The following is a 20,400-nucleotide window of genomic DNA, read 5'->3' as shown; positions in this document are numbered from 1 at the left end:
GCCAGGCGAAGCAGGCCAAGCGGGTTGAACGGGTGGCTCGCCGGCAGTTGCAGCGCCACGCCGTGCACGTGGGCCTGCCACGCGACCTGGCGGTAGGTCCAGTCCCGCTTCGATGCGATTTCCGCGGGGCCCAGTTGCCCATGATGTTTGAGCAGGGCCGCAAACAGCACCGGCTTGTGCGTCACCCGGTAGCTGATGCCCTTCAGTGCCTCGGGCAGCTTTTCGAACGCCAGATAGGCGTAGGGCGAGATGAAGTCCAGATAGAACTCGATGTGTTTCATGGCAGGGTTTCCTGGCGGGCGGCAACCCGCTGGCCGATCAGCGTCCAGACGGCGCGCTTGCTGCTTTCCGGCATCGTGCTCCAGCGGGCAATTTCGTCGAGTGTGCGCAGGCACCCTTCGCACAGGCCGCTGACAGCGTCCATGCGACAAACCGAAACGCACGGCGAAGGCACATTTTCGGCACTTCCCATCGCCAAATGGACCTTGTCTGCTATCGTTTTCAAATCATTCACGCGGCAAGCACCGGTTGATCCACGTCGGCCACGGGCGCGCCGGTCAGCGCCACCAGATCCTGCGGACGCAGCTTGAAGACGCCATGGGGATGGCCGGCGGCCGCCCAGATTTCCTCGAACCGGAACAGCTCCCGGTCGATCAGCGTCACCGGCGGGCTGGCATGGCCTATCGGCGAAACGCCCCCGATCGCAAACCCGGTTTTCAAGCGGACAAAGTCAGCGTCGGCGCGACCGACCTTGCCCACCAGCGCTTCGACCTTCTTCTCGTCCACGCGCCGGTCGCCGGAGGTGATCACCAGCACGGCCGCATCGTCGGACCTGCGCCGAAAGATGATGCTCTTGGCAATCTGGCCGACGCCCACGCCCAGCGCGTCGGCGGCCTGCTGCGCGGTGCGCGCGGCGTCATCCAGCATCACCGGCCCATGCGGGTGCCCCGCCGCCTGCAGGGCGACGGCCACCCTCTGCACGCCCTCCGGCAGGGACTTCAATTCCGAGCCGCACATCATGCCGCGCGCTTGTTCAGGATCGCCGTGGCCGCCCGCGAATTCGGCTTGCGCTCCAGGAAACCGCTGATGAACGCGCCCGCATCCACCAGCAAGTCCAGATCGATGCCGGTCTCGACACCCATGCCGTGCAACATGAACACCACGTCCTCGGACGCCACGTTGCCGGTGGCACCCTTGGCATAAGGGCAGCCGCCCAAGCCGGCCACCGACGTGTCGAACTGCCACACCCCCAGCTGGAGCGCCATCAGCGTGTTTGCCAGCGCCTGGCCGTAGGTATCGTGGAAGTGGCCTGAAACGTCGTCCACGCCGTAATGCTGCAGCGTGGCCTCGATGGCGCGCGCCACTTTCAGCGGCGTGCCCACGCCGATGGTGTCCGCCACGCCGATGTGCTGCACGCCGATGCCCTTCATGAGAGCGGCCAGGTAGCCCACGCGCTCGGGGGCGATCTCACCCTCGTAGGGACAGCCGACCGTGCACGACATGGCGCCGCGCACGAAGATGCCCGCCGCGCGCGCCGCCGCCACCACCGGCGCAAAGCGCTCGATGCTCTCGGCGATCGAACAGTTGATGTTGCGCTGGCTGAAGGCCTCGCTCGCCGCGCCGAAGACCACAATTTCGTCCGGCTTGGACTTCAGCGCCGCCTCGAAGCCGGTCATGTTCGGCGTCAGCACCGAGTAGCGCACGCCGCTCTGGCGCTGGATGCCCGCCATGACCTCGGCGTTGTCCGCCATCTGCGGCACCCATTTCGGCGACACGAAGCTCGTGACCTCGATCTCTGTCAGACCGGCCGCCTGAAGCCGGTGCACGAGCTCGATCTTGACGGCCGCCGGCACTGGCTGCTTTTCGTTCTGAAGGCCGTCGCGCGGGCCGACATCGACCAGTTTGACGCGGGAAGGGATGTTCATTTCGGTTTCCTCAAGGCTCGGTCGGCGCGGCGATGCCCTCAATAGCCGCGCACGGGGTCAACGATACCGGCAATCGGCTCGCCCTGTTCCAGCGCCCGGATCTTGCCCGCAATCTGGGCGATGCTTTCGTCCCGCAGGGTCCGCGCCGAGGTGTGGGGCGTGACCGTCATTCCGGGGTGAGTCCAGAACGGATGTCCGGCCGGCAGCGGCTCGGTGCGGAACACATCCAGCGTGGCCCCCGCCAGATGGCCTTCGTCCAGCAGCGCCAGCAGGTCTTCGTCCACCAGATGGGCGCCGCGCGCCACGTTGATCACATAGCCGCCAGGCTGCAGGCGCGACAGCGTGTCGCGGTTGAGGATGTCCTGCGTGTCCGGCGTCAGCGGCAGCAGGTTGACCAGCACGCGGCTGGCCGCCAGGAAGTCGTTGAAGCCCTCCCGGCCCGAAAAGCCGCGCACACCATCCAGCGCCTTGGGGCTTCGGCTCCAGCCGTTGACCGGAAACTCGAACACCCGCAGCGCCTGGGCCACCCGTGACCCCAGCACACCCAGCCCCATCACGCCGACCGCAAAATCAGCCCGGCTTCGCGGCTTGCGGTACGACCAGCGGCCCTGCCGCACGTCGGCCTCGTAGCCATCGAACTCGCGATAGTGCCGGATCACCGCGTGGCAGACGTATTCGGCCATCTGCACCGACATGCCGGCATCGTCCAGGCGCACCACCCGCGCCGTCGGCGGCAGGCGGAGTTTCAGCAGCGCATCAACTCCGGCGCCGATGTTGAACACGGCCCTGAGCCCTGGCTGCTCATCCAGGAAGGCCTGAGGCGGCGCCCAAACCACCGCATAGTCCGCAGCCGGCGCACCGGGCTCCCAGACGGCCACGTCAGCAGCGGGCAGCGCCGCCCGAAGGCCAGCGATCCAGGGCTCCGGCTTGGTGCCGGCACAGCAGAATAAGAGCTTCATGCCTGAATTCTGGCAGCGCGCCCGGCCGTCGGCATCCCACCGGCCATGCGACAACGGGCCGGCGCGCTCAAGCGACGGCGAGCTTCAGGAGCTCCGCTCCCTCGGCCACCTGGTCGCCCGGCGCGTACAGCAGCTCAACCACCGTGCCGTCGGCCGGCGCGGCGATGGTGTGCTCCATCTTCATGGCGTCCATCACCGCCAGCGGCTGGCCTGCCTTGACCTTGTCGCCCGCTTTCACCGAGAACGACACTACCTTGCCCGGCATCGGCGCGGTCAGGCGTCCGCCTTCCACCGCCGCCTCACCGGCATGGGCCAGCGCGTCGATCTCCACGATCTGTGTAGCACCCAGGTCGCAGAAGACATGCACGGTTTCGCCCCGCTGCCAGGTCTGCACGGTCTGGCGCTGGCCGGCAAAACGCAGGTCGATGCGCCCGCCCTCCACCGCCGCGAACTGCAGGGGGCCGCTGACTTCGCCCACCGTCAGCACGAGCACGCCGTCGTGCCCACTGACCAACTGGGCGATCAGGCCCTCGCCCTTGAATTCAAAGTCAAACCGGCGCGTGGCCACGCCGTGCGAGCGCCAGCTGTCGCGGCGGCTGAACGGATCGGCGCCCTCGCCCGCGCGCTCGGCCAGCAGCGTCTGCGCCACGGCGGCCGCCACCGCCAGCGGCAGCCCGACCTTCTCCTGCTTGAACAGGACATCCGCCTCACGCGGGATCAGCGCCGTGTCCAGATCGGCCTGGCTGAACGAGCGGCTGCCCACCACATGGCGCAGGAACTGCACGTTGGTTGCCAGGCCCACGATGCGCGTGGCGGCCAGCGCGGCGTCCATCCGGGCCAGGGCCTGCTCGCGGGTGTCGCCGTGCACGATCAGCTTGGCCACCATCGAGTCGTAGAACGGGCTGATGACATCGCCCTCGCGCACGCCGGAATCCACGCGCACGTCCTGCCCGCCGCGCGCCGCATTCTCGCCACCGACGAAGGGCGGCAGGAACTCCACAGACTCCGGCAGGCGGTACACCTGCAAAGTGCCCGTGGCCGGCAGGAAGTTGTTGTCGGGGTTCTCGGCGCAGATGCGCGCCTCGATCGCATGGCCATGGATCCTCAGCTGGTCCTGCGCCAGCGGCAACGGCTCGCCGGCGGCCACGCGCAGCTGCCACTCCACCAGGTCCTGGCCGGTGATGGCCTCGGTCACGGGGTGTTCCACCTGCAGCCGGGTGTTCATTTCCATGAAGAAGAAGTTCATCGAGCCGTCCTCGCGCTGCTCGACGATGAACTCCACCGTGCCCGCACCGACATATTTCACGGCACGCGCCGCCGCCACCGCGGCCAGGCCCATCTGGGCGCGCATCTCCGGGCTCAGACCGGGCGCCGGTGCCTCTTCCAGCACCTTCTGGTGGCGGCGTTGCACCGAGCAGTCGCGCTCGAACAGGTAGACGTAGTTGCCCTGCGTGTCCCCGAACACCTGGATTTCGATGTGGCGCGGGCGCAGTACGTATTTCTCGATCAGCACCGCCTCGTCGCCGAAGCTGTTCTTTGCCTCGCGCTGGCAGCTCGCGAGGGCCGCCAGAAAGTCCTCGGCCTTGTCCACCGCGCGCATGCCCTTGCCACCGCCGCCCGCGCTGGCCTTGATCAGCACCGGGTAGCCAATGCGGTCGGCCTCGGCCTGAAGCAACGCGGTGTCCTGGTTGGCCCCGTGGTAGCCCGGCACCAGCGGCACGCCGGCGCGCTCCATGAGTTGCTTGGACTCGGCCTTCAGGCCCATGTCCTTGATGGCCGACGGCGGCGGGCCAATGAAGACCAGACCCGCCTCGCCACAGGCACGTGCGAAGTCCTCGTTTTCGCTGAGGAATCCGTAGCCGGGATGAATCGCCTGCGCGCCGGTGGCCTGGGCGGCCTCGATGATGCGTTCCCAGCGCAGGTAGCTGTCTTTCGGCGCATTGCCGCCGATATGGACCGATTCGTCACAGGCCGCCACATGCTTGGCATGGGCGTCGGCGTCGGAGTACACGGCCACGGTGCGGATGGCCATGCGGCGCGCGGTGGCGGCCACACGGCAGGCGATCTCGCCACGGTTTGCAATCAGGATTTTGTTGAACATCAGACAGCCTTTGGAGAACCGGAAAGAAAAACGGACAGGCGGCGCCAGGCCGCCCGCAGGAACTTGAACAGGGTGACGGTGACCCACGCCATCAGCACCAAGGCGATCAGCAAAGCGACGCCGAAGACAAAGGGATGGGTCACGGCCAGCCATACGGCGCCAACCACCAGCCCGTCCTCGATCAGGCTGGCCAGCAGATTGGAGAAAGGCTCAGGCGAGGTGTTGATGGCCGCGCGAGTCGTGGTCTTGGCGGCCTGGCTGGTCGCTGCCAGCGTGCCACCCAGCAGCGCCGCGATGGTGGCCGCGGTGGCGCCATCGGCACCCAGAGCCCCGGCCGCCAGGGCCGCGCCCGCCGGAATGCGGATCACGCTCTGCATCAGGTCCCAGAGCGAGTCCACACCGGGAATCTTGTCGGCAAAGAACTCGACGCACAGCAGCACGCCGCTGGCGATCAGCAGGGCCGGATGCTGCAAGACTGCCAGACCCGGCGGCAGCGCGATCCAGCCCGCCTGCCCGGCGGCGCCAACCAGAAACACCACCGCATACAGGCGAAAGCCGCTGGCCCAGCCCAGCGCCGCCGCCAGCGCAAGCAGACTGGGCAGGTCCATGGCGCCGCTGACCTGGGTGCCCGCCGCGGCGATCGAACCGGCCGCGCGGTCATCCAGGTGGATGCCGATGCCGTGCAGCCCCTGAACGATGCTGTGCCAGAGAGGTTCCACGGCGCGCTCTCGTGTGATGCCGGCGGCTCAGGCCACCAGCCAGTTCGGCTTGCGCTTGTTCAGGAAGGACTGCACGCCTTCCCGTCCTTCGTCGCTGGCGCGGATGTCCGCGATGCGGTGCGCGGTCTCGGCACGCAGCACGTCATCCAGCGGGCGGGCCGCCACGTCGCGGACCAGCCGCTTGCAGGCGCGCACCGCGGCGGGGCCGTTGTCCACCAGAGCAAAAACGATGTTTGCCACACGGGCATCCAGTTCCTCCGGGCTGCACAGCTCATGCACGAAGCCCATCGCCTGGGCCTGTGCGGCACTGAAACGCTCCGCCGTGGTGAAGTACCGGCGCGAGGCCTGTTCGCCCATGGCGCGCACCACATAGGGCCCGATGGTCGCGGGCAGCAGGCCCAGGCGCGCCTCGGACAGGCAGAAGGTCACGTTGTCGCAGGCCAGCAGCACGTCGCAGACCGAGGCCAGGCCCATGCCGCCGGCATAGCAGTCGCCGTGCACACGCCCGACGACAGGCACCGGGCACTGGTCCAGCGTCCACAGCATGTCGGCCAATTTCTGCGCGTCAGCGCGGTTTTCCTCCCAGCTGTAGTCGGCCATGGCGCGCATCCAGTTCAGGTCCGCGCCGGCGCAGAAGGCCTTGCCGTGGCCAGCCAGTAGCACCACGCGCAGGTCCGCGTCCTGGTTCAGGCGCGCGAAGGCCTCGGTCAGCGCGGCGATCACGCCGTCATTGAAGGCGTTGCGCACATCGGGGCGGTTGAGCCAGACCTCGGCCACATGGGGCGACGGCCGGCGGATGTCGAGAACAGGTTCACTCATGGTGTTGATCCGCTTCAGTAACGTTTGGCGACTTCTTCCAGCATGACTTCGGTGGCGCCCCCTCCGATGCCCAGCACCCGCGCGTCGCGCCACAGGCGCTCGATCGCGGTCTCGCGGATAAAGCCCATGCCGCCATGGAACTGCTGGCAGGTCTGCACCACTTCGTTGACGAGTTCACCGGTGAGCGCCTTGAGCATCGAGACGTCCTGCACGATGTCGTGGCCCTGGGTGACCCGCCAGGCGCAGTGGTACATGAAGGCGCGTGCCGCGCGGGTTTTCGCGTCCAGCATCGAAATGCGCTGGCGGATGGTCTGCTGGTTCCACAGCGGCCCGCCAAAAGCCTGGCGCTGGCGCACGTAGTCCAGCGTCAACCGGATCGCCTGCGTGCAATGGCCCACGGCCATGGCCGCCAGCGCGATGCGCTCGGTCTGGAAGTTCTTCATCACCGAGTAGAAGCCCTTGCCCTCCTCGCCCAGCAGGTTGCCAGCCGGGATGCGCACGTTGTCGAAGATCAGCTCGGCGGTGTCGGACGACAGCCAGCCCGTCTTCTTCAGCGCGCGCCCCACGGTGAACCCCGGCGTGCCTTTCTCGACGATGAACATCGACATGTCGCGCTTGCCGGCGCCTGTCTTGGCGGCCACGAAATACAGGTTGGCGTGCACCCCGTTGGTGATGAACATCTTGGTGCCGTTGAGCACCCATTCGTCCCCCTCCCGCCGCGCCGAGGTGCGGATGCCCGCCACGTCAGAGCCGGCGCCAGGTTCGGTGATGCCCACCGCGGTGATCCGCTCGCCGGCGATCACCCTCTGCAGGTACTTCGCCTTCTGCGCCTCGTTGCCGGCGTGGTGCAGGTGCGGGCTGGCCATGTCGGTGTGCACCAGCACGGTGATGATGAAGCCGGCGAACGTGGACTGGCTCAGCGCTTCCGCAAACACCAGGTTAGTCAGCGCGTCCGCGTCGCCACCGCCATAGCGGCCCTCGTACATCAGCCCGAACAGGCCGGCCTGGCCCATGCGGCGCAGCACCTCGCGCGGCACGAAGCCCTGCTCCTCCCAGGCCGCGGCGTGCGGCTCGACCTCCCGCGCCAGGAAACGTGCCACCTGATCCCGCAGCAGTTCGTGCTCGGGGGTGGTGTAGATGGACTCGGCGATCATGGCGCGCCTTACATCCGGAACACGCCGAACTTCGGCTCGCCGATCGGCGCGTTGAGCGCGGCTGACAGGCCCAGCGCCAGCACACGGCGGGTGTCGGCCGGGTCGATCACGCCATCGTCCCAGAGGCGGGCGCTGGCGAAATAAGGATGCGACTGGTGGGCAAACTGGTCCAGCAGGGGCTGCTTGAACGCGGCTTCTTCCTCGGCGCTCCAGTTGCCGCCCTTGGCCTCGATACCGTCGCGCCGCACCGTGGCCAGCACGCTGGCGGCCTGCTCGCCGCCCATCACCGAGATGCGCGCGTTCGGCCACATCCACAGGAAACGCGGCGAATAGGCGCGGCCGCACATGCCGTAGTTGCCGGCCCCGAAGCTGCCGCCGATGATGATGGTGAACTTGGGCACGCTCGCGGTGGCCACGGCCGTGACCATCTTGGCGCCATGGCGCGCGATGCCTTCGCTTTCGTACTTGCGCCCGACCATGAAGCCGGTGATGTTCTGCAGGAACACCAGCGGGATTTTCCTCTGGCAGCACAGCTCGATGAAGTGCGCGCCCTTCTGCGCGCTCTCGGAAAACAGGATGCCGTTGTTGGCGATGATGCCCACCGGCATGCCTTCGATGCGGGCAAAGCCGGTGATCAGCGTGGTGCCGAAGCGGGCCTTGAACTCGTCGAAATCGCTGTCATCGACGATGCGGGCGATGATCTCGCGCACGTCGAAGGGTTTGCGCGCGTCGGTCGGGATCACGCCGTACAGCTCCTGTGCGGCATGGCGCGGCGCTACTGGCTCGTGGGTGGCGATCGGCGGCACCTTGCGCGCATTGAGGTTCTTCACGGTCTGACGGGCCAACGCCAGCGCATGCAGGTCGTTCTGCGCCAGGTGGTCGGCCACGCCGGACAGGCGGGTGTGCACGTCGCCGCCGCCCAGGTCTTCGGCGCTGACGATCTCGCCCGTGGCGGCCTTCACCAGCGGCGGGCCACCCAGGAAGATCGTGCCCTGGTTCTTCACGATGATGGTCTCGTCGCTCATCGCCGGCACGTAGGCGCCGCCGGCGGTGCACGAACCCATGACCACCGCGATCTGCGCAATGCCCTGCGCGCTCATGTTGGCCTGGTTGTAGAAGATGCGGCCGAAATGGTCGCGGTCCGGGAAGACTTCGTCCTGGTTCGGCAGGTTGGCGCCCCCGGAGTCCACCAGGTAGATGCAGGGCAGGCGGTTCTGCTGGGCGATCTCCTGCGCCCGCAGGTGCTTCTTCACCGTCATCGGGTAGTAGGTGCCGCCCTTCACCGTGGCGTCGTTGCAGACGATCATGCAGTCCACACCACTCACGCGGCCGATGCCGGCCACGATGCCGGCGCCCGGCGCGTCGTTGTTGTACATGTTCAGCGCGGCCAGCGGCGCCAGTTCCAGGAACGGCGTGCCAGGGTCCAGCAGCATCTGCACCCGGTCGCGCGGCAGCAGCTTGCCGCGTCCGGTGTGGCGATTGCGGGCCACCGTGCCGCCGCCTTCGGCGACTTTCGCGAGTTGCACCCGCAGGTCGTCGACCATGGCGCGCATGGCAGCGGCGTTGGCCTGGAAATCGGCGGATCGGGCGTTGAGTTTGCTTTCCAGAACGGGCATGTTCATCCTCTTGTGGTGGCGCTCCATCATGGCGCCAGGGTGCAAGCATAGGAACAGGGATTCCCCGGTGGGGGTCGTTGAGGTTGCAAATCCTGCCACGCTGTGGCAGTCTTGCCCGGTGCCTGTGCGTTCCTTCACCATCACCGATGCCCCACCCACTGCGGGTGCCGCGGTGACCCCCATTGCTTTTGCGAGCACCATCGTGGCTGCCTACCAGCGCGCCGGCCGCGACCCAGGCAACGCGCTGCAGCTGGCACAGATTCCGCCAGCACGGCTCATCGAAGCCGACGGCCGCATGACGGCGCGCCAGATGGAGGTGCTGTCCGGCGCGGCCATGCAGGAGCTTGATGATGAGGGCCTGGGCGCGTTTTCCCGCCGCCTGCCCTGGGGCAGCTACGGCATGCTGGCGCGCGCGTCGCTCAGCGCGCCCGACTTGGGCGTGGCGCTCAAGCGCTGGTGTCGCCACCACGGCCTGCTGACCGGCGACATCCGGTTGAGCGTGGTGAGCGCCGGCGCGCAGGCCGCCATCGTGATCGACGAGCACGCCGACCTCGGCGCCGCGCGCGAGTTCACGCTGGTGCACGTGCTGCGCAACATCCACGGTCTGGCTTGCTGGTACGTGGATTCGCGCATTCCACTGCAGGAGGCCCGCTTTCCGTTCCCGGCGCCGCCTTATGCCGAGGTCTTCCCGATCCTGTTCACTCCGGCGGTCAGTTTTGGCACCCAGCGGGCCGAACTGCACTTTGACGCGCGCTACCTGGCGCTGCCATTGCGCCGTGACGAAGCGGCCCTGTCGCAGATGCTGCAGCGCGCCTTGCCACTGACGGTTCTGCAATACCGGCGCGACCGCCTGCTGGTGCAGCGGGTGCGCCAGGCCCTGTCCGCGCAGCCGCTGCAGACCCACAGCGCCGAGGCGCTGGCGGCGCTGCTGGCCGTGTCGTCGCGAACGCTGCACCGCCAGCTGAAGGACGAGGGCGCCACCCTGCAAGGCCTGAAGGACGAGGTGCGCCGCGCCCGCGCCACCGAGTTGCTGCTGCGCACCAACCGCCCGATCAAACAGGTAGCCGCGGCGGCCGGCTTTCTGAACGAAAAGAGCTTCATCCGCGCCTTTCGCGGCTGGACGGGACAGAGCCCGGCCGAGTTCCGCCAGCAGGCGATGCCCCCGGCCTGAACGGCCGCCTACACTCGGCGCCATGATCACCCTGCACCACTGTGTCAGCGCCCGCTCGTTTCGCCCCCTTTGGCTGCTCGAAGAACTGGGCCTGCCCTACACCCTGCGCATGCTGCCGTTTCCGCCGCGCGTGCACGCCCGGCATTTCCTGGCCGACAACCCGCTGGGCACGGTGCCGCTGCTCGTGGACGGGGCGGTGCGTTTGACCGAATCGGCCGCCATCTGCCAGTACCTGGCGGCACGCCACAGCCCGGGCAACCTGGATGTTCCGGTGGCCGACCCGGCTTATGGCGCGTACCTGAACTGGCTGCACATGAGCGACGCCACGCTCACCTTCCCGCAGACGCTGGTGCTGCGCTACACCCACATGGAGCCGCCGGATCGCCTGTCGCCGCAGGTGGCCACCGACTACGCCCGCTGGTTCCTGGCGCGGCTGCGCGCGGTGGATGGCACCTTGCAGCAGCAGGATTTCCTATGCGCTGGGCGCTTCACTGCGGCCGATGTCGCCGTGGGCTACGCACTGTTGCTGGCCGAGCACCTCGGCCTGGCAAAGCAGTTTCCCGAAGCGGTCACTCACTACTGGCAGCGCCTGCAGACCCGTGATGCCTTCCAGCGCGCGCTGACGACCCAGCACCTGGCCGCGCTGGACCAAGGCGTACCGACGACGCCGGCGCCCGACGTGCGGCCGCTCGCCTGAGCCCGGCCAAAAAACTCCTGAATCCATAGCGTCTTGTGTCCCATCGGCACTGGGATGGTGCCTTTTTGGCTCGATTTTTCGCGACCCGAGCCTGCCTCCGGCGTTTGATCCCCAGCTTCTGTGGACAAGTCTGTGCAGGTCCCCCGGGACAAGCCGCCAAAGCCCCATCCGGCGCGGCCTGCGACGCGGTGCCTGCCAAACAGGCAAGTCCGATCCTGCGGCCGGCGGCGAAGGCTCAGCCGGTGGCCAGCAGCGCGGCCAGCTCCCCCATGTGGCCGAGCAGCCGGGTGGCACCGGCCGCCTCCAAGGCGCTCGCCTGCGCAGGCACGGTACACAGGGCCCAGACCGTGGCGCCTGCCGCGACGCCGGCCGTCACGCCGGTGGGCGTGTCCTCCACCACCAGGCAGTGCGCGCCGGCGGCGCCCAGGTGGTCGGCGGCGGCCAGGTACACATCGGGCGCGGGCTTGGAGCGCGGCATCTCGTGGCCGCTGAACACCCGGCCGTCGAAATACGGCAGCAGCCCGACCTGGGCCAGCTGCATCTCCACCTTGAATCGGTCCGCCCCGGACGCGCAGGCGATGCGCCCGTCCACGCGGGCATGGGCCGCCGCCACGGCCTCGTGCGCGCCGTCGATCGCGGCCAGCCCCTCGCGCAGGGCCAGGTTGCGCCGTTCGTAGAAGGCGGACAGCCAGTCGTCGGTCAGCGGCCGGCCGGTGCGCGCCGCGATGAGGGCGCGCTCGTCGCGCACCGCCTTGCCAACAAAGGTGGCCATGCATTCCGCCAGCGTCATCGCCCAGCCGGCCTCCTCGAGCATGTCGCGCAGCACGCCGTTGACGATGGGCTCGCTGTCCACCAGCACGCCGTCGCAATCGAACAGGATGGCTTCAAATTTCATAGCTGTCGATGACCGATAGACGATGGGAAAGAGCCATTTCAACTCAAAACGTCACCCGAGCAGGTCGCCATCGAGGTACAGCCAGCGCGCCACGCCATCGACGGGTTCGCGCACAAAGCGGCTGCGCTCGTGCAGGCGCACCGCGCGCCCGCCCACGCGGTGGCGCGCGACAAACTCGACCTCGGCCGTGTCGGCCCCGGTAACGCGGTGGCCACGCACCTCCAGGCCCAGCCACTTCGCGCCGGGCTCGAAATCCAGCGCCGCCGGGCGGTGCGCCGGATGCCAGGTGGCCAGGAGGTAGCCGGCCCGCTGCCGCACGAAGGCGGTGTAGCGCGAACGCATCAGGTGTTCGGCGTCGGGCACCGGGAGGTCGCCATCAAGGTAGCGCCCACAACAGGCGGCGTAGGGCACGGCGCGCCCTTTGGCATCGGTACGGCCACAGGGGCAGGCGTCGGGCACGCTCACCGCAGGCCGCTCACTTGGCCGGGTGCCGGCGGGCGCGGTGCGCCTCGTAGTTCTCCACCGGCGCGGCCTGCTTCACCCATTCGGCGAAGCCACCGTCGATGTGGGCCACGTTGGTCATGCCCATGTCCTTCAGCGCCTTGGCCGCCAGTGCACTGCGCCAGCCGGCGCCGCAGAACAGGATGTACTCCCGGCCCTCGTCGCCGAACACCGGCTTGTAATAGGGCGAAGCCGGGTCCACCCAGAACTCCAGCATGCCGCGTGGCGCATTGATGCAGCCGGGCACCGTGCCTTCGCGCTCCAGTTCGCGCACATCGCGGATGTCGACGATCTGCACAGTAGGGTCGTCCAGCCGCGCGCGGACCTGTTCGACGCTGTAGGTGGTGATCTGCGCATTCGCCTCATCGACGAGCTGGCGGAAGCCTTTGGTGATCGGCATGGGAGTCTCCTGATTTTTCGGTGTGTGGGCACAGATTTTCACCCACGCGGGCGCAGGTGCGTGGGTCTCGTTGAAAGAGGTCTTGCGGCTACGGGCGATCGCGATCGATGACGCCCACCACGATACCCGCCACGACCGCCGGCGGCACCAGCCACTTCATCTTGGCCACCCAGGCCGCGCCCATGCCGGCGGCGGCGCCCGGAAACAGCACGGCCAGCACGCCGGCGACTACAGCGCCCGCCGCCAGCCCGGCCAGCGCCCCCACCACCGGGCTGCCCGTGCGGGCTGCCCAATAGCCGGCAAAAGCCCCCAGCACCGACGACGCCGCCGCCAGGGCCACGACGACCGAGGCCGTCAAAAGAAACACGACCGGCGCCAGCAGATCCATCGCGCCGGTGTCGGCCGTTCGCGTCCCGCCCGAGCGCGGCTCCAGCGCATACCAGACGGCCGCCAGGCACACGAAAACGACTCCATGGACCAGCGCCCCGAAGCGCACGCCCGGAACTTGAAGCCAGCGTTGCAGATTCATGATGACGACTTTTCCTTTATTGGCAGATTCAACTGCGCGGCCGACTTGCCTGCGCCGAACCGCTCTTCTGGCAGGACTGTTCTGGACTCTGGATAAAGATGCCGCAGCACCTCTCGCAAGAAATGGCGGACCTCGGTCTCGCATTCCCCTTCTTCACGCTGCGAACTCGCAGGCGCGCCAACCTTGGCCCACAACCGCTTCAGCCTTTCACCGTCACGCTGGAGCACCTCGTTTGCAGCAATGGTCCAGTTCGTGGGATCTTCCTTGCGGCGCCACTGGCCCTGACCGCGTCCGAAATGCGCGATGGAGATATACAACATCACCGACTTTCCAAATGCTTCTGTCAGCGATTCACCGCTCCAGCCGACCATCTTCATGTTCTTGTGGGTGTAGACGTTGTAGCCCTTGGCCAGCGCCGCAGCTCCCATCGCGCCCAGAACACCGCCGACCAAAGCACCCGAGCCCAGTGTCAAGCCACCGGTGAGCAGATCAGCGCCGAGACCCGTAAGGATCCCCGAAATCACCCCACCGACAAGGGCAGAACTCCCTCCGTCCACGGGCTTATCGGTCACCAGCTTGGCATCTGCAGTTTCCACGATCTCCGAAGCAGACACGCCGTCCAGTCGGTTAATGGCAATCAGCTTGTCAGTCACAGCCTTGGTTCCTTCGGCATAACGTTGCGCCAATCCCTGCATCGCCACTTCAAACGGGGTCATATCCTTGGACTTGCCCCACGGGATGGATTTCCGCAAAGAAGTCCAGACGTCTTTTATCCCTTCAAACCAGCCAGCTTCAAGTTCTACCTTATCCGTCGCCAGGCGCAGCAAGTAAGCCGATAGGGCTGACACCGACGCATCGAAACGATTCGAATAGCTTTGACCGAGCACGGCCTCCAGCTTGCTGTAGGTTGCTCTTTCCGTTTCAGGCAGAACATGGCTGATTTCGCGATAAAGCGCCAACTCTTGCAGCCAGCAGCGCGTGTAGGCATCTAGGCGCAGCACACTCCTTACTGCCGGGAATCCCGACAAATGACGTTGCCACTCATTGACTCGCTCGACCTCCGACGCTTGGCTCTGCAGTCCAACGCCCTGGTTGAAGATGGCCAGTACCGGTTTGCCCACCCAGGCCATTATTTCCAGTTCAGGCGCCACGTACACCGCATCGACGGGTCGCTCCAGCAGGCTCACGGGATAGAGAATCACGCTCGCCCGTGTCCGAAGATCAAGGACAAGGCGCTGACCGCGCCACAGTTTCTGGTTGAAGGCGCGGTCCCAACACTCTCGAATCGCCCAGGCGACCCAGCGATGTCGCTGCCGGAACCGTCTGGCCAGGCGGAAGCTGTCGCCGAACCCCGGGGTGTCCCACAACCGCAAGGCGCCGGCGGTTCGATCGACGACCAGATCGTACGAAGTCACGGCTTTGGTTACGTCCGGCGCGTCCTCGATCTCGCCGACGTCCTTGCCCAGCAACGTGCGAATCAGCGTTGTCTTGCCGACGTTGGTATGCGCCACCAGGAAGATGCCAAACTCAGGCAGGTGTGGCGCGGCAGCGGATTCAGTCATCTTGGTTCAGCCGGTTGTCCAGCGTTTTCAGGTCGTCTTCTGCGGCCTTGTGGAGATCCAGAAACAGTGGCTTGAACTTTAGTCTGTCCAGAATTTGCCGCCACTGATTGCAGCGTTGCCGAAAACGTTCGGGATCATCCTGGCGATAGGCACCCGTGTCCACGATGGGGACGACAGGTGTTCCGTCTTCGATGCTCTTGCGCAATCGCTGCAACAGGGCACCGTGCGCGTCGGCCTCCGCCGTTGCCGCCAGATTGAAGATCACGATGACGGCAACGTGGCCTTCGCGTTTGACCGTCTTCTTCCAGTCCGTGGCGTCTTCGCCCATCAGGACGGCTTGCTCGACGGTGATGTCCACCGCCAGGCCATAGATGCGTTCCAGCATGGCGCCGAGATTGCTGCGCAGCGCCGGGGACAACTCATACCGGAACGGTACGACCGAAACACCGATGCGTTGACCGCGCCAAGCGGCGCGCAGCGTGGTGAAGTAGGCGCCATTCATGGGCAAAGGGAAATCGCGGCACATCCGCCAGCGGGAGAAGGCGTTCAGTGCGACAAGGTAGAGCCGTGGGATGATGACCCAGGCCAACACGGAAGCAACGTACAGATAGAGCCACTTATATGCAACCTCTTCGTTGCTCAGAGGCAAGCGCCAGCTGTTTATGTGTTGGGCATCAGGTATCGGGATGTTTGTCAGCCAAGCTCCGGGCGCAAGGACACGACTGACGACACAATGCATAGACGTGCCATTTATCCAGGGGTAGGTGGTTGCCCAGCCCATCCGGATTTCCTTGCCGAAGCCTTGGGCGATTAGGCCGACCATCGCACCGGCTGTAAAAAACAACGATGCCATGCTCGCCACCATTTTGAGACGAGCCTCGTTAATAGGACCCGATAGCTGGCTCCAGGTTTCCTTGAAGCTGGTGACCCAAGGTGTCCGACGCACTTTGTCGAACCCGAGAGACTCAGAGGCGCGCAGTCTCCCGAACAATTCAATCAATGGGCCGGTCGGCTTTTTGTGGCCCTTGAAAAGGTGCAAAATCCATTGGAAAAAAAACCAACCGAAGAAAAACAAGTTCCACCCAATTAGCGCCAACACAGCCGGTTGAATGACGTGCATGTACCCGTAAACGTAGCCGGGCATGAGCAATGTTCCCAAGAGGTGCGCGCAGAATCCGGCAAGGATTGCGATCGCAAATATTGCCTGGCCGGCAACCAAGGGCCACTTTGGTGCTTGAAGGTTGAAGGCCCGATCAGGTGATCGACGGTTAATTTCCTCCAGCGCCCATTGCGCCCTGCGGGCGACGAACTCGGTAAAGGATGCTCTTGTGCCCACCAAATCCCTGGCGGCGCGGGTCGCTTCCTTGGCATCGCTGGCTGACCAGACGGACCCATTGTTTGGCGTCTGTTCGAGAACGCGAACAAGGGTGACCTGCTGCGCTTGATGTTCAGTCAACGGCATACTTGGACGCCCTGGAAGGAATGGCAAGTTTGGTGAGGCACTCGAGAACTTCGTGTGAGAGAAAGATCTGAGGAGAGGCCTCCATTCTGGCGCACAAAGTCATCTTCTAGCGCTCTTGGGCTGGTGTTTTGCCAAGCAGATGAGTACAGTAAATGCGTCGTCCGTCGAAAGGGAAATATGAGCAAGATTCTTGTCTACCTGCTGGCAATTGCGGGCTCCCATATCGCCAGCGCTGCAGTCTGCGATTACGCACCGAGCAAACTTGTAGGCGCTCCCGTCGCGGGCTCAGTCGCCACGGGTGCCGGTGCTGCGGCGGCGGTTGGCGTAGGTATGAAAGCGGCCGGTTTGTACGCCATTACCAATGGGGTTACCGGCGCTGCGATGCTTGGGTCTACTGCGGCGGGCGCCTCAGCAGCCGGGACGGCAGGGATCTTGGCGGGTACCGCTGGCACCATTGGCAGCGTCGGGGCCGTCCTTCTGTCGCCGTTCGTCATCATTCCTGCAGCAATAACGGCAGGAGCCATCGTTACCTATGAAGGTGGCTGCTATTTGGCCGAAAAAGACAAGAAATAACGCAGTCTTGCAGCCAGCCACCGGGTCTCGCTCGGGGAAATGAGTCTGAGGTTAATGTAGCCGAAGCTGTTTGAGTGACTAAAAATCATCCACTCAACGGTTGGTTTTCAACCATCAATCGCAGGACTTCCGCCCCTCACAGCCCCCGCTGGATGATGATCTTCTGCACGTCGGACGTGCCTTCGTAGATCTGGCACACCCGCACGTCGCGGTAGATGCGCTCGACCGGGAAGTCGCTCACGTAGCCGTAGCCACCCAGGGTCTGGATGGCGGCGCTGCAGATGGCCTCGGCGGTTTCGCTGGCGAAGAGCTTGGCCATCGCGGCTTCCTTCAGGCAGGGGCGGCCGGCGTCGCGCAGGCTGGCGGCGTGCCAGATCAGCTGACGCGCAGCCTCCAGCCGCGTGGCGCACTCGGCCAGGCGAAAGCCCACCGCCTGGTGGTTGAAGATGGCGGTGCCGAAGCTCTGGCGATCCTTGGCGTAGGCGATGGCCACATCGAGCGCGCTGCGGGCCATGCCCACGCTTTGCGCGGCGATGCCGATGCGCCCGCCTTCCAGCGCCGACAGCGCGATCTTGTAGCCTTCGCCTTCCGCGCCGATCAGGTTCTCCACCGGGATGCGGCAGTTGTCGAAGTTGATCTGTGCGGTATCGCTGCTGTGCTGGCCCAGCTTGTCTTCGAGCCGCGCCACCACGTAGCCGGGCGCGCTGGTGGGCACGAAGAAGGCGCTCATGCCTTTCTTGCCCGCGCCCTTGTCGGTGACGGCGATGACGATCGCCACGTCGCCGTTCTGGCCGCTGGTGATGAACTGCTTGACGCCGTTGATGACGTAGCCATCGCCCTCCTTCACCGCCGTGGTGCGCAAGGCCGAAGCGTCACTGCCCACGTGCGGCTCGGTGAGACAGAAGGCGCCGAGCAGCTCGCCCTGTGCCAGCGGGGTCAGCCACTGCTGCTTCTGGGCCTCGTTGCCGTAGCGCATCAGGATGGCGTTGACCGGGCAGTTGGTCACGCTGATGGCGGTGCTGGTGCCACCGTCACCCGCGGCGATTTCTTCGAGCACCAGCGCCAGCGTCAGGTAGTCGAGGTGCGCGCCGCCGTATTCCTCGGGCACGCAGATGCCGTAGGCGCCGAGTGCTGCCAGGCCCCGGTGCACATCCTTCGGGAAGTGGTGTTCCTTGTCCCACCGGGCGGCGTTCGGCCACAGCTCTTCCTGGGCAAACGCGCGCACCGCGTCGCGGATCATTTCCTGGTCTTGGGTCAGCAGCATGGAGTTACTTTCGTCTGGTGGTGGATGGGGGACGCCTACCAGCCCAGGTAAGGCGTGCCGTCGTGTTGCAGGAAACGGCCACGGTCGGCCGGGGTCAGGGCATCCAGCGTGCGGATCATGGTGCGCACGCTGTCGGTCACGCCCAAGGGCGCACCGGCGCCACCCATGTCGGTCTGCACCCAGCCGGGGTGCATCGCCACCATCGTCACTCCGGGGTAGCTGGGCTGGGCGGAGGCCACCGCCATGTTGAGCGCGGCCTTGCTGACGCGGTACAGCCAGCAGTCGCTGCTGGCGACGGTGCCGATCTGCCCCATCACGCTGGAGAGGAAGACAAAGCGGCCGCCCCGGCCCTGGCTGGCCGCGGCCACCAGCGGCGCTACCTGCGGGATGACCTGCATCGCGCCGAGCACGTTGGCGTGCATGACGCGGTCGAACTCGGGCTGGGTGGGCGGCTCGGTGGCGCTGCCACGGCTCATGACACCGGCCACGTACAGCGCGATGTCGATGGCCTCGCCATCGAGCTGCCAGGCCAGGCCGCTCACGCTGGCGGGCTGGGCCACGTCCACCTTCAGCACCTGCGCGCCCAGGGCCTGCAGCTGCTGCCGCGCCGGGTCGTCACGCACGGTGGCAATGACCCGCGCGCCGCCCGCAAGGTACTGCCGGACGAACTCCAGGCCGATGCCGCGCGAGGCGCCAATGACCAGAACGGTGCTCATGAGCGAACTATTGAATCAAAACATGACCATCCAAGCGTGGAATGGCCACAATTTGCTATCAATATCAAAGCAGTTCCAGCGCCACAGCAGTGGCTTCGCCGCCGCCGATGCACAGCGTGGCCAGGCCTTTCTTGAGGCCGCGGGCCTTCAGCGCGTGGATCAGCGTGACCATGATGCGCGCACCACTCGCGCCGATCGGGTGGCCCAGCGCGCAGGCGCCGCCGTTGACGTTGACGATCTCGTGCGAGAGGTTCAGCTCCTTCATCAGCGCCATCGGCACCACGGCAAAGGCCTCGTTGACTTCCCACAGGTCCACGTCGGCCACGCTCCAGCCGGCCTTGGCCAGCGCCTTCTGCGTGGCGCCCACGGGGGCGGTGGCAAACCATTCGGGTTCCTGCGCGTGCACCGCGTGGCTGACGATGCGCGCCAGCGGCTTGAGGCCGAGCTTGGTAGCGGTGGCGGCGGTCATCATCACCAGGGCGGCGGCGCCGTCGTTGATCGAGCTGCTGGAGGCAGCGGTGATGGTGCCGTCCTTCTTGAACGCGGGTTTGAGCGTGGGGATCTTGTCCAGCTTGACCTTGCCGGGACCTTCGTCGATGGAGACCACGGTGTCCCCGCCGCGGCCCTTGACTGTCACCGGCGCGATCTCCGCCGCGAAGGCGCCGGTCTCGGTGGCGGCCTTGGCGCGCTGCACGCTGGCGGTGGCGAAAGCGTCCTGCTCGGCGCGGGTGAAGCTGTACTTGGCGGCGCAGTCTTCGCCGAATGTGCCCATGGAGCGGCCCGGCTCGTAGGCGTCTTCGAGGCCGTCAAGCATCATGTGGTCGAAGATGCGGTCGTGGCCGATGCGGTAGCCGGCGCGCGCCTTGGGCAGAAGGTAAGGCGCGTTGGTCATGCTCTCCATGCCGCCAGCCACCACCACGTCCGCGCTGCCCGACAGCAGCATGTCGTGGGCAAACATGGCCGCGCGCATGCCGGAGCCGCACATCTTGCTCAAGGTGACGGCGCCGGCGCTCTTGGGCAGGCCGCCCTTGAAGCCGGCCTGGCGCGCCGGGGCCTGCCCCTGCCCGGCCATCAGGCAGTTGCCGAAGATCACTTCATCGACCAGAGCGGGCTGGATGCCGGCGCGCTCGACCGCGGCCTTGATGGCCGCACCGCCGAGGTCGTGCGCGGCGAGGGAGGCGAAGTCGCCCTGGAAACTGCCCATGGGGGTGCGGGCAGCGCTGACGATCACGATGGAATCACTCATTTCAGGTCCTTTCAGTCAAATTTTCAGAAAAAATGGCACCTTCCCGGCGTGGGATGGTCATGGTCAGCTATCAAAACAGAAGTTCTTCCTT

Annotated in this window: 22 protein-coding genes; 3 read left to right on the top strand and 19 right to left on the bottom strand. The window is 66.2% G+C overall.

All coding sequences use genetic code 11. The annotated features are described in order from the left end of the window. The 10 genes from ACMUOY_RS15845 to ACMUOY_RS15800 form a co-directional block, all read right to left on the bottom strand. A partial coding sequence (locus ACMUOY_RS15845) for a DsbA family protein (RefSeq protein ID WP_413893702.1) occupies positions 1–281 on the bottom strand: 281 nt, incomplete at its 3' end. Next, entirely contained in the window at positions 278–424 is a 147-nt protein-coding gene (locus ACMUOY_RS15840; protein ID WP_413893701.1) for a DUF1289 domain-containing protein, read from the bottom strand. The genes ACMUOY_RS15845 and ACMUOY_RS15840, both read right to left, overlap by 4 nt. 86 nt (positions 425–510) lie before the next feature. Then, entirely contained in the window at positions 511–1,017 is a 507-nt protein-coding gene (locus tag ACMUOY_RS15835; protein ID WP_413893705.1) for a YbaK/EbsC family protein, read from the bottom strand. Further along, entirely contained in the window at positions 1,017–1,925 is a 909-nt protein-coding gene (locus ACMUOY_RS15830) for a hydroxymethylglutaryl-CoA lyase (protein WP_413893700.1), read from the bottom strand. The genes ACMUOY_RS15835 and ACMUOY_RS15830 overlap by 1 nt, the downstream gene beginning before the upstream one ends. Before the next feature lie 38 nt (positions 1,926–1,963). After that, a complete protein-coding gene (locus ACMUOY_RS15825; protein WP_413893699.1) occupies positions 1,964–2,884 on the bottom strand; it encodes a 2-hydroxyacid dehydrogenase in 921 nt (306 codons plus the stop codon). A 67-nt stretch (positions 2,885–2,951) separates the two neighbouring features. Continuing rightward, a complete protein-coding gene (locus ACMUOY_RS15820) occupies positions 2,952–4,985 on the bottom strand; it encodes an acetyl/propionyl/methylcrotonyl-CoA carboxylase subunit alpha (RefSeq protein WP_413893698.1) in 2,034 nt (677 codons plus the stop codon). After that, a complete protein-coding gene (locus tag ACMUOY_RS15815) occupies positions 4,985–5,704 on the bottom strand; it encodes a DUF4126 domain-containing protein (protein ID WP_413893697.1) in 720 nt (239 codons plus the stop codon). Before ACMUOY_RS15815 ends, ACMUOY_RS15820 begins: the two co-directional genes overlap by 1 nt. A 27-nt stretch (positions 5,705–5,731) precedes the next feature. Next, the gene (locus ACMUOY_RS15810; protein ID WP_413893696.1) at positions 5,732–6,523 is read right to left on the bottom strand and encodes an enoyl-CoA hydratase/isomerase family protein; all 792 of its coding nucleotides are present in this window, start codon (positions 6,521–6,523) and stop codon (positions 5,732–5,734) included. 14 nt (positions 6,524–6,537) lie between these two features. After that, positions 6,538–7,677, bottom strand: coding sequence for an acyl-CoA dehydrogenase family protein (locus ACMUOY_RS15805; protein ID WP_413893695.1), 1,140 nt, complete (start codon positions 7,675–7,677; stop codon positions 6,538–6,540). A gap of 8 nt (positions 7,678–7,685) precedes the next feature. Beyond that, positions 7,686–9,293, bottom strand: a complete 1,608-nt coding sequence (locus tag ACMUOY_RS15800) for a carboxyl transferase domain-containing protein (protein WP_413893694.1) — start codon at positions 9,291–9,293, stop codon at positions 7,686–7,688. 181 nt (positions 9,294–9,474) lie between these two features. Between ACMUOY_RS15800 and ACMUOY_RS15795 the strand changes: the two genes are divergently transcribed. Then, positions 9,475–10,464: an AraC family transcriptional regulator gene (locus tag ACMUOY_RS15795; RefSeq protein ID WP_413893704.1), complete on the top strand. Its 990-nt coding sequence runs from the start codon at positions 9,475–9,477 to the stop codon at positions 10,462–10,464. A gap of 22 nt (positions 10,465–10,486) precedes the next feature. After that, positions 10,487–11,161 carry a glutathione S-transferase family protein gene (locus ACMUOY_RS15790; protein ID WP_413893693.1) on the top strand — a complete coding sequence of 225 codons (675 nt, stop codon included), beginning with the start codon at positions 10,487–10,489 and terminating at the stop codon, positions 11,159–11,161. Positions 11,162–11,396: 235 nt separating this feature from the next. Here the strand turns inward: ACMUOY_RS15790 and ACMUOY_RS15785 are convergent, their stop codons facing one another. From ACMUOY_RS15785 to ACMUOY_RS15760, 6 genes are all read right to left on the bottom strand, one after another. Then, positions 11,397–12,056: an HAD family hydrolase gene (locus ACMUOY_RS15785; protein WP_413893692.1), complete on the bottom strand. Its 660-nt coding sequence runs from the start codon at positions 12,054–12,056 to the stop codon at positions 11,397–11,399. Positions 12,057–12,107: 51 nt separating this feature from the next. Beyond that, the gene (locus ACMUOY_RS15780; protein WP_413893691.1) at positions 12,108–12,521 is read right to left on the bottom strand and encodes a YchJ family protein; all 414 of its coding nucleotides are present in this window, start codon (positions 12,519–12,521) and stop codon (positions 12,108–12,110) included. Positions 12,522–12,531: 10 nt separating this feature from the next. Next, positions 12,532–12,957 carry a rhodanese-like domain-containing protein gene (locus ACMUOY_RS15775; RefSeq protein ID WP_413893690.1) on the bottom strand — a complete coding sequence of 142 codons (426 nt, stop codon included), beginning with the start codon at positions 12,955–12,957 and terminating at the stop codon, positions 12,532–12,534. 88 nt (positions 12,958–13,045) lie between these two features. Next, the gene (locus ACMUOY_RS15770) at positions 13,046–13,486 is read right to left on the bottom strand and encodes a hypothetical protein (protein WP_413893689.1); all 441 of its coding nucleotides are present in this window, start codon (positions 13,484–13,486) and stop codon (positions 13,046–13,048) included. Beyond that, a complete protein-coding gene (locus ACMUOY_RS15765) occupies positions 13,483–15,048 on the bottom strand; it encodes a DUF3482 domain-containing protein (RefSeq protein WP_413893688.1) in 1,566 nt (521 codons plus the stop codon). The genes ACMUOY_RS15770 and ACMUOY_RS15765 overlap by 4 nt, the downstream gene beginning before the upstream one ends. Further along, positions 15,041–16,510 carry a DUF2868 domain-containing protein gene (locus tag ACMUOY_RS15760; RefSeq protein ID WP_413893687.1) on the bottom strand — a complete coding sequence of 490 codons (1,470 nt, stop codon included), beginning with the start codon at positions 16,508–16,510 and terminating at the stop codon, positions 15,041–15,043. Before ACMUOY_RS15760 ends, ACMUOY_RS15765 begins: the two co-directional genes overlap by 8 nt. Positions 16,511–16,687: 177 nt before the next feature. Between ACMUOY_RS15760 and ACMUOY_RS15755 the strand changes: the two genes are divergently transcribed. Then, complete coding sequence (locus ACMUOY_RS15755) at positions 16,688–17,083, top strand: hypothetical protein (protein WP_413893686.1); 396 nt, start codon at positions 16,688–16,690, stop codon at positions 17,081–17,083. Between the two features lie 136 nt (positions 17,084–17,219). Here ACMUOY_RS15755 and ACMUOY_RS15750 read toward each other — a convergent pair whose 3' ends face one another. The 3 genes from ACMUOY_RS15750 to ACMUOY_RS15740 all read right to left on the bottom strand — a co-directional run bounded on the left by ACMUOY_RS15750 (position 17,220) and on the right by ACMUOY_RS15740 (position 20,309). Beyond that, a complete protein-coding gene (locus ACMUOY_RS15750) occupies positions 17,220–18,347 on the bottom strand; it encodes an acyl-CoA dehydrogenase family protein (RefSeq protein WP_413893685.1) in 1,128 nt (375 codons plus the stop codon). 35 nt (positions 18,348–18,382) lie between these two features. Next, entirely contained in the window at positions 18,383–19,063 is a 681-nt protein-coding gene (locus ACMUOY_RS15745) for an SDR family oxidoreductase (protein ID WP_413893684.1), read from the bottom strand. A gap of 64 nt (positions 19,064–19,127) precedes the next feature. Beyond that, complete coding sequence (locus ACMUOY_RS15740) at positions 19,128–20,309, bottom strand: acetyl-CoA C-acyltransferase (RefSeq protein ID WP_413893683.1); 1,182 nt, start codon at positions 20,307–20,309, stop codon at positions 19,128–19,130. Between the last annotated feature and the right edge of the window lie 91 nt (positions 20,310–20,400).

Source organism: Candidatus Skiveiella danica, from assembly GCF_022705245.1.
GTDB classification, from domain to species: Bacteria; Pseudomonadota; Gammaproteobacteria; order Burkholderiales; family Burkholderiaceae_C; genus Skiveiella; species Skiveiella danica.
The sequence above is the reverse complement of the archived record's forward strand: the minus strand, read 5'-3'. Positions and strand labels throughout refer to the sequence as shown.

Excerpts from the sequence above, each read along its gene's own strand:
- ACMUOY_RS15840 (WP_413893701.1), bottom strand. The coding sequence starts at position 424 with ATGGACGCTGTCAGCGGCCTGTGCGAAGGGTGCCTGCGCACACTCGAC.
- ACMUOY_RS15835 (WP_413893705.1), bottom strand. The coding sequence starts at position 1,017 with ATGTGCGGCTCGGAATTGAAGTCCCTGCCGGAGGGCGTGCAGAGGGTG.
- ACMUOY_RS15830 (WP_413893700.1), bottom strand. The coding sequence starts at position 1,925 with ATGAACATCCCTTCCCGCGTCAAACTGGTCGATGTCGGCCCGCGCGAC.
- ACMUOY_RS15825 (WP_413893699.1), bottom strand. The coding sequence starts at position 2,884 with ATGAAGCTCTTATTCTGCTGTGCCGGCACCAAGCCGGAGCCCTGGATC.
- ACMUOY_RS15820 (WP_413893698.1), bottom strand. The coding sequence starts at position 4,985 with ATGTTCAACAAAATCCTGATTGCAAACCGTGGCGAGATCGCCTGCCGT.
- ACMUOY_RS15810 (WP_413893696.1), bottom strand. The coding sequence starts at position 6,523 with ATGAGTGAACCTGTTCTCGACATCCGCCGGCCGTCGCCCCATGTGGCC.
- ACMUOY_RS15805 (WP_413893695.1), bottom strand. The coding sequence starts at position 7,677 with ATGATCGCCGAGTCCATCTACACCACCCCCGAGCACGAACTGCTGCGG.
- ACMUOY_RS15800 (WP_413893694.1), bottom strand. The coding sequence starts at position 9,293 with ATGCCCGTTCTGGAAAGCAAACTCAACGCCCGATCCGCCGATTTCCAG.
- ACMUOY_RS15790 (WP_413893693.1), top strand. The coding sequence starts at position 10,487 with ATGATCACCCTGCACCACTGTGTCAGCGCCCGCTCGTTTCGCCCCCTT.
- ACMUOY_RS15785 (WP_413893692.1), bottom strand. The coding sequence starts at position 12,056 with ATGAAATTTGAAGCCATCCTGTTCGATTGCGACGGCGTGCTGGTGGAC.
- ACMUOY_RS15775 (WP_413893690.1), bottom strand. The coding sequence starts at position 12,957 with ATGCCGATCACCAAAGGCTTCCGCCAGCTCGTCGATGAGGCGAATGCG.
- ACMUOY_RS15770 (WP_413893689.1), bottom strand. The coding sequence starts at position 13,486 with ATGAATCTGCAACGCTGGCTTCAAGTTCCGGGCGTGCGCTTCGGGGCG.
- ACMUOY_RS15765 (WP_413893688.1), bottom strand. The coding sequence starts at position 15,048 with ATGACTGAATCCGCTGCCGCGCCACACCTGCCTGAGTTTGGCATCTTC.
- ACMUOY_RS15760 (WP_413893687.1), bottom strand. The coding sequence starts at position 16,510 with ATGCCGTTGACTGAACATCAAGCGCAGCAGGTCACCCTTGTTCGCGTT.
- ACMUOY_RS15755 (WP_413893686.1), top strand. The coding sequence starts at position 16,688 with ATGAGCAAGATTCTTGTCTACCTGCTGGCAATTGCGGGCTCCCATATC.
- ACMUOY_RS15750 (WP_413893685.1), bottom strand. The coding sequence starts at position 18,347 with ATGCTGCTGACCCAAGACCAGGAAATGATCCGCGACGCGGTGCGCGCG.
- ACMUOY_RS15745 (WP_413893684.1), bottom strand. The coding sequence starts at position 19,063 with ATGAGCACCGTTCTGGTCATTGGCGCCTCGCGCGGCATCGGCCTGGAG.
- ACMUOY_RS15740 (WP_413893683.1), bottom strand. The coding sequence starts at position 20,309 with ATGAGTGATTCCATCGTGATCGTCAGCGCTGCCCGCACCCCCATGGGC.